1 protein-coding gene is annotated in these 1631 nt (G+C 38.3%); it reads right to left on the reverse strand.

The window, feature by feature from the left end:
• A partial coding sequence (locus QZ359_RS08090) for a ZmpA/ZmpB/ZmpC family metallo-endopeptidase (RefSeq protein ID WP_293965372.1) occupies positions 1–1631 on the reverse strand: 1631 nt, incomplete at both ends.

Consider the following 1631-nt stretch of genomic DNA (forward strand, 5'->3'; position numbering starts at 1 on the left):
GAGACAGGAATACGATACCAATAATCATAGTGATCTCGTTGACGTTTGGCAGTTTCACGCGCGTTTTCTTCAACAAAGTCATTGAGACCCTTGCCCGCTTTATGGTCACTATTACGGTAACGATCATAAGCACCAAAGCCTAGGCTAGAGATAGTTGAAATGACAAATACTGATTTTTCTGGCAAGGTAAGTAGAGGCAGTACCATATTACGGTATTTCCAGCTGTCGCTAGTGATGCGATCATAGACACCGATAGAATACTTGCTGCCAGATTTTTCCTGATTAGCTCTCACTTTTGGAATATTAGATTTTTCTTCAACGATGTAAGCCTTGGTCTGAGTTTTAAACCAGTCATTGTTGCTTGTGTTTGGTAGAAAGACTTTTCGGTAATTTTCAAGCGTGTTAAATAAATCTTTCGTTCCATGATGGCTAGCTAAACTAATAGCATAAGTATCAACGTTGTTCTTGGCAAGAAGATTATTAAATCCTGATTTACCTAACTCTATTAAGGTATCTAACGGAGAAGCATTTCCTTTGCCAAAGAAATCTAGATGGTACATTACAAGGTCTTTTGCACTCACTTTATCATAACTAAAGTTATACCAGCGTTCTAGGTAGCTCATACCAAGTAGTAAAGCTTCCTTGTTACGCTTGATTTTATCTATAATATAACCCGTCATTACTTGATTGTTTCCAATTAGAGCGGCATCCGCAGACAATAGTTTTTTTAGACTTTCTTCTAGATGATCCTTCGTTATAGCAAACTGGTCTTCTAAATAGAGCTCGGTTAACTTAACTTCTGGAGAAATACCGAGTATCTTTCTGATAGCTTCTGAATCGTAGGCAACCTGCTGTAATTTAGGTAAAACTTGATTGATGATAGAGGTTTGGTCATACAAGAATTGGTTAGGAGTATAGAGAAGACCTGTATCTCCTAGGCTATATTCTGCTAGCTTGGCAAAATCAGTCTGATACTTGAGATCAAGCTTCTCAGATGAATGGTCCTTGTAGTGAAGCAAGAGTTTGTTTGCAGTCTGTTTGTTGGAAACAATATCTGTGATTACTTGATCATCCTTCATCATAACTGCAGATAGAAGTTCTTTTTGATATAAATGACTGTTCTCATTAACCAGATTTCCATATTTGACGATGGTTGCCTTATTATAAAAAGGTAACAATTTTTCAATGTTCTTATAAACCAAGGTGCGGTTAGCTTGATAATGGGCTACCTTAGAAAAATCACTGTCTTTCTTGCCACTTGTTGAGAGGGGTTCCACTGTTGGTAGGGTGAGAGGATTGATTTCTGCTTTCTTGCTTGCAATTTGAGAATCATCTAGCATCTTTCCTCTTTCTTCAAAAGATTCCTTGCTGACGACTTCATCGTTTTCCAAGGCAACTTTGATAACTCTATTAGCTTTATTGCTGAATGTAGCTGTCACCTTCATATTGTTATAGTGGTAAGCGGTGATGGCGTTCCCGTTTGTTACATTGACATCGCTAAGAACATTGGTCAAGCTTCCAGCATGCTGTTCCTTACCAGAAGTTCGATCCCATAAATAGCCTGCTACACCAGCGACTTCTCCGAACTGTTTGACATTATTAATATCTCCCTCAGCATAACTATCACGGAC

The organism is Streptococcus sp. (genome assembly GCF_019414905.1).
GTDB lineage: Bacteria > Bacillota > Bacilli > Lactobacillales > Streptococcaceae > Streptococcus.